This is a genomic window from Candidatus Magnetobacterium casense (genome assembly GCF_019173545.1).
GTDB lineage: Bacteria > Nitrospirota > Thermodesulfovibrionia > Thermodesulfovibrionales > Magnetobacteriaceae > Magnetobacterium > Magnetobacterium cryptolimnobacter.
This window is the reverse complement of sequence record NZ_JABXWD010000266.1, coordinates 1-4,965: the sequence shown is the minus strand read 5'-3', so window position 1 is coordinate 4,965 and position 4,965 is coordinate 1. Positions and strand designations below refer to the sequence as shown.

2 protein-coding genes are annotated in these 4,965 nt (G+C 50.4%); one reads left to right on the top strand and one right to left on the bottom strand.

The window, feature by feature from the left end; all coding sequences use genetic code 11:
• The first annotated feature begins 149 nt into the window (after positions 1–149).
• Positions 150–956, top strand: coding sequence for a polysaccharide deacetylase family protein (locus HWQ67_RS12965; RefSeq protein ID WP_218253112.1), 807 nt, complete (start codon positions 150–152; stop codon positions 954–956).
• 302 nt (positions 957–1,258) lie between these two features.
• Here HWQ67_RS12965 and HWQ67_RS12960 read toward each other — a convergent pair whose 3' ends face one another.
• Positions 1,259–4,567 carry an FG-GAP repeat domain-containing protein gene (locus tag HWQ67_RS12960; RefSeq protein WP_218253111.1) on the bottom strand — a complete coding sequence of 1,103 codons (3,309 nt, stop codon included), beginning with the start codon at positions 4,565–4,567 and terminating at the stop codon, positions 1,259–1,261.
• Positions 4,568–4,965: the final 398 nt, after the last annotated feature.

The window sequence follows — 4,965 nt, the reverse complement described above, 5'->3', positions numbered from 1 at the left end:
CCCCTCCCCTTGCGGGGGGTTCTGAAGGGGGCCAGGAGCGCATTGAGCCGGGGGGCGCTGCCCCCTCCTGGAGCGACAAAGAAGCGGAGCCGCCCCTTTCTTTCTTTTGTTACCATGAAATATAAAGAAGATACACATTAGCATCGATTATGACTGCGATACCCGTACTGATGTACCACCATGTCAATGACAGGGGTTCATTTATCAGCGTTGATGTTGCGAAGTTTGAGCGGCAGATGCAACTGCTTCAGCGGATGGGTTACCGGACACTGGACACTGCCGGTTTGTTGGAGGCCGCTGCCGGTAAGATAACACCTCAGCGGTGCGTGATTATCACCTTTGATGACGGCTGGCTCGATAATTACGTCTACGCCTATCCGATCCTGAAGAAGCATGGGCACAAGGCGGTCATCTTCGTTGTCACCTCCCGGATTACTGAGCAGGGACTAAGGCCACGCATGGATGAGGGGTTTACCACGCCCCTGCCATCGCACAAGGAGTGTGTCAGGATGGTTGAGGAGGGCAACGGTGCACAGTGTGTACTCTCCTGGCAGGAGCTAATACAGATGGAACGCTCCGGCGTAATAGATGTCCAATCGCACACGCACACGCATGTGAGATTCGATAAGCTCTACCAGAACGATGACGATAGATTGGTGCACCTGCGCTCGGACTTGCAACGCTCAAAGGCGCTCATCCAGGAGCGGTTGGACAAGGCGTGTCATGCCCTCTGCTGGCCCTGGGGCGTGTACGATCAAGGGTGGATAGCAACGGCCACACAGGCAGGGTTTAAGGCGCTCTTTACCACCCGCACCGGCACTAACACCGCTCAGGATAACCTGTTTGAACTCAGACGTCTGGTCATCGGTAACGTGGGAGAGTTTGCCTTTAGGAAGAAGTTGTTTATACATTCAAATCCCTGGTTAAGTCTGGCCTACGTGCGGGTCTTTAAATAGAGACAAGCAAAGGTCAGGGACCGAGTTTGTTCTTTTGCAGGTCTTTTGGGACATAAGTAAGGGAGCATAAACATGTATACTAAGATAAATCAGGTTTGCAAAACTTCCTTTCCGAGCATATGAAAATTCTCAGTTAGCAAAGTAACAAGTTCCTTCTGGTATAGAGACAAATTATCAAAACCTGAACTATGCTTAATTTACTACTCCCACCTTTATATGTATCTGTAAGAAGCTCATCTAAACCACCGTCTTCTTTCTTTGTATTGCACGCATTCGAAATGCGCTATAAAAGCCCTTTGGAGTTATTCTTTTTCCCATTTGAGGGCGTGTTTATCGTGCAGGGACAGTACCATATCGGTGAACTCCTTGAGAGTGGCCCGTTCGGTGGAGGGCAACATGCAGCGTTTCACCAGCTCATATGAGCCGTTGTACCTCTTCAGAGACTCAAGCTCCTCTAATGGTCTGTCCCCCTGCAGGGTCGCAAGTCGCCCCTCAAGCAGCAACAAGGCAAGGGCGCCAAGCAGATAGACAACCGTTTTTTCTATCTGAAAGCCGTCCGATAGTACCTTCTGTGGATTTGGTACGCGGCGAAACTCGGGCGTCATAAAGGCGTTATGGCTTAAAAGCTTGTGAACCTTCCTGTGAAGCATTACGATGTCCTTGTCCACAGACAGCTTTGATATGCCCGTGCAGGAGAGGTAGACCGACTCGCCATCCCAGAACAGGTTAGAGGGATGCAGGTTGGGGATAAACCACAACGGGGAATGACGCTTTACAAGCGTGGCCAGACTCAGCAATACCCCTTGTATGACGTTTAACGGCAGATTGCCCAACAGCCTCTTTAACGGAGTGGCAACAATGTAGGTCTCCACCTGGACGCTCCAGCGCAGGTTGCGGTGGACGTTGGCTATGGGGGTAAAATTCCCTGACAGGCTCCTTATTCTGGCATCCGAGGTCAGGTCTATGTGCTTGTACCTGTGGGGGATACAACGCAGCACCACCTGGCTGCGTCGCATGTGGCTGTAGGCCATGATAGTCAAAAACAGACCGTGGTCTCTTATCGGCTCTATCGGGATGTAGTCGTTGGCCACGTGCCTGGGGAATCCGGCATGTACAAGCGCCTGCTTCAGCATATTGTTGACAATGACCTCAACGCGGGGGATGAGCCGTTGACGTTTGTAGAAGGTCAGTATCCTGACCTGTTCCTCAAGGGAGCGTATCCTCTTAAAGAAGTGCGTTTCGTACTTGTAAAAATAACTCTCTATCTTGTAGTCGGCCAGTTGACTCAAAAATCTCGTAAAACCGGGGTTGGGTGCATCCTTGTTAGCGGCAAGTATTTGCCTGTGCAGATAGTTAAATGCCGGTCTGTAGTCGTTGAGCTTGAGGAACTTCAGGGCCAGCTCGGACTTGATGGTGACAAGGGCCTGATTGGTTGTCGTGTACTCGTAGTAATCACGCTTTGTGAAGTGTCTGGTCTGGAACAATACCCAGCCAATAAAGGACTCTCTGCGCAGCTTCTTATAAAACAACCGCTTGTACTGATACAGCAGGTAACGATAAAACCCCCTGCTGTCTTCCTCGTTAAAGACACGGTTGAGGATCACCCTGTCCTCCAGCAACAGTAACACCTTATGCCACAGGAAGTCTTCCCGGCAGATGAGCAGTGCCAGGAGCGTTTTTAGTCTGAGGTTGAAGAAATGCGATGGCCGTCGCAAGGAGACCCCTTCATTGAGCAGGCTCTCGACATAGTATTCCGGCTCAGGATGCTGCGCAATAACCTGCAACCACGCCCTCTTTACCTTAAAATAGTAAAAAATCACATAATATGCCTTTATAAACGTCTGATAGTTAAAAATCAGCAAAACAAACAAAGACAACGCTATGATGCCAGTCATGACCGGGACAAAGGCATCTATCAGTCCCTTGAGCAGATATATGTCCTTGTACAGCCCGGCCACGTCCTTGTCTTCCAGGAAGTCTGGGTCGTTTCTGAGTATATATGCGAGATCGTCCTCTATTTTGCCGGTCATAATCCAGTCCATGAGGGTGGAGTAGTCGTATTTGGCAGCCTTTTTCCTGATATCCTGCTTTAACCTGACAATCTGAAAGAACAGCGACTTTTCTTCCTTTACGGCCTTTTTGAACCTGTGCAGTACGTCCTGGAAGTCGTTGTCGGAGGGATAGAGCTGGGTCACCAGGGAGGCGATCCTGGCCATGCCGCGGAGATTTCTCCAGTCCAGCGTGCTTGCCATTTCTCTAAGTATGGCGACCATCTCCTGGGATGGATACGTCCCCTGGTTGAGGTATCCGGTGATGTTGGGATACAGCAGGGATAGGTTTAGTACCACATCGGGGTCGCACACGATCTGCTTTGGATGCTTTACCTGTTTCTGGATTGTTATGCCCAGCGGGACGTATTGGTTTTTGCCTGCATGTTGAGGATACAGATATATCTCCTGCAAGGGGGACATGGTGGCGCCAGGTTGAGCGACCTGTTGCCTGGAGTTGTCGTCGAGGCTGTGGAGGTACAGGCCATCGTCATCCTGGAGGATGACAAGAGGGGTCAGCGAGGCGTCTGCGTTCTTTCTGAGATATATGGGCATATTGTTGCTCAAGCCGCCCACTAATGACTTTGAGACAAGTTCGCCGCTAAAGGCATTGAGTTGCCACAGGGAGTTCCTCTCAGGCAGGGATAGGTAAAGGGCCGGGGGAGTGCCCGGGAGCATCAGAGCCGGCAGTTGACTGTTAAACCGGTAGTCGTGTTCAGTGAACTCCTTCAACGGTTGCAGGGATAACTCCTCGACAGTTGAGTTCCATTTGATCACGTAGAAGTCTATGGTCTTATTAAATGACGGCGCTATCATACGCCAGGTGATTATTTCACCGTCTGTTTCTTTGATGAGGGTGGGGATTACGCGCAGCTCGTTCTTGAGGCCAAAGGTGTACTTTGAGTACTGAAAGTCGGAGGCGCCCGACAGAAAGACGTCTACGTAGGGTTTGTTCTTGTAGGTGTAGGGGATCATGAAGTCGTAGACGCCATCGTCATTGAAGTCCTCAACTATTGGCGAAGAGAAGGTTATACCGTCAACCTTGTAGTTGTGCAGGCGGATGTCCTTTTGTCCTTTGCTTATCGAGCCGTCTATGAGGTACAGTCCCCTTGCCGGGATGAGGATATCTATGTTGCCATCGTTGTTGAAGTCGGCCAGGGCAGGGCGGGAGACAATGCTGCCATCGAGTTCAACCTCAACCAATTTGCTAAAGTCGCTGCCCGATATGATGACCATTGTGCTCTTCTGGGCCGGATCGCTGAATTCGGCATCCCTACCAAAGGCCAGGATATCGGCATTGCCATCCCTGTTGAAGTCTATCATGATGGGGTTGGCCTTGACGGATTTGCCGATCTTGAGGAACCGATACTTTTTGCCGCCCGGTCTGAGCGCAAATATGTACCCCTTGGTGGTACCAAAGATTATATCATTGCTACCGTCGCCATCTATGTCGCCAAACTGGATGGTGGTTGAGATGTCGCCAAAGTCGTTATTCCAGGAGCCGCCCTCCGGAGGAAACACCCACTGACTGTTGGCCGTAGCATCTACATTGCAAGCTAACATCAACAGTAACGCAACAAAAAACAGACATGTCGTTACTCGCACTATATGGTTATTATCAAATAGTTTGCAACAGATTGTCAAAGGCTTTTATTATAGCAGGTTTCGATTGGGTTAAACACAAAAAATGTGCCGTTCTTATGGGGTCAAGTAGACTTCTTTGTGGCCGGGGCAGGTGCGACTTTTATGGCAGACCACCCTACCTCACCCCATGCCGCGATAAGATTATGCCTTGCCCCTTGCGGGGGGGTCTGAAGGGGGCCAGGAGCGCATTGAGCCGGGGGGCGCTGACCCCCATAGGTGTTAAGCTAAGAATGCAATCCTGCCAATAAAGCCATTCTTTGTGGAGAATCCCTCCTCTAACCACTGTAGGTGTTAAGCTAAAAAAAAATTTCAAAAAA

What these genes read in the sequence shown, in the direction of transcription:
- HWQ67_RS12960 (WP_218253111.1), bottom strand. Translation starts at nt 4,567, where the DNA reads ATGTTAGCTTGCAATGTAGATGCTACGGCCAACAGTCAGTGGGTGTTT.
- HWQ67_RS12965 (WP_218253112.1), top strand. Translation starts at nt 150, where the DNA reads ATGACTGCGATACCCGTACTGATGTACCACCATGTCAATGACAGGGGT.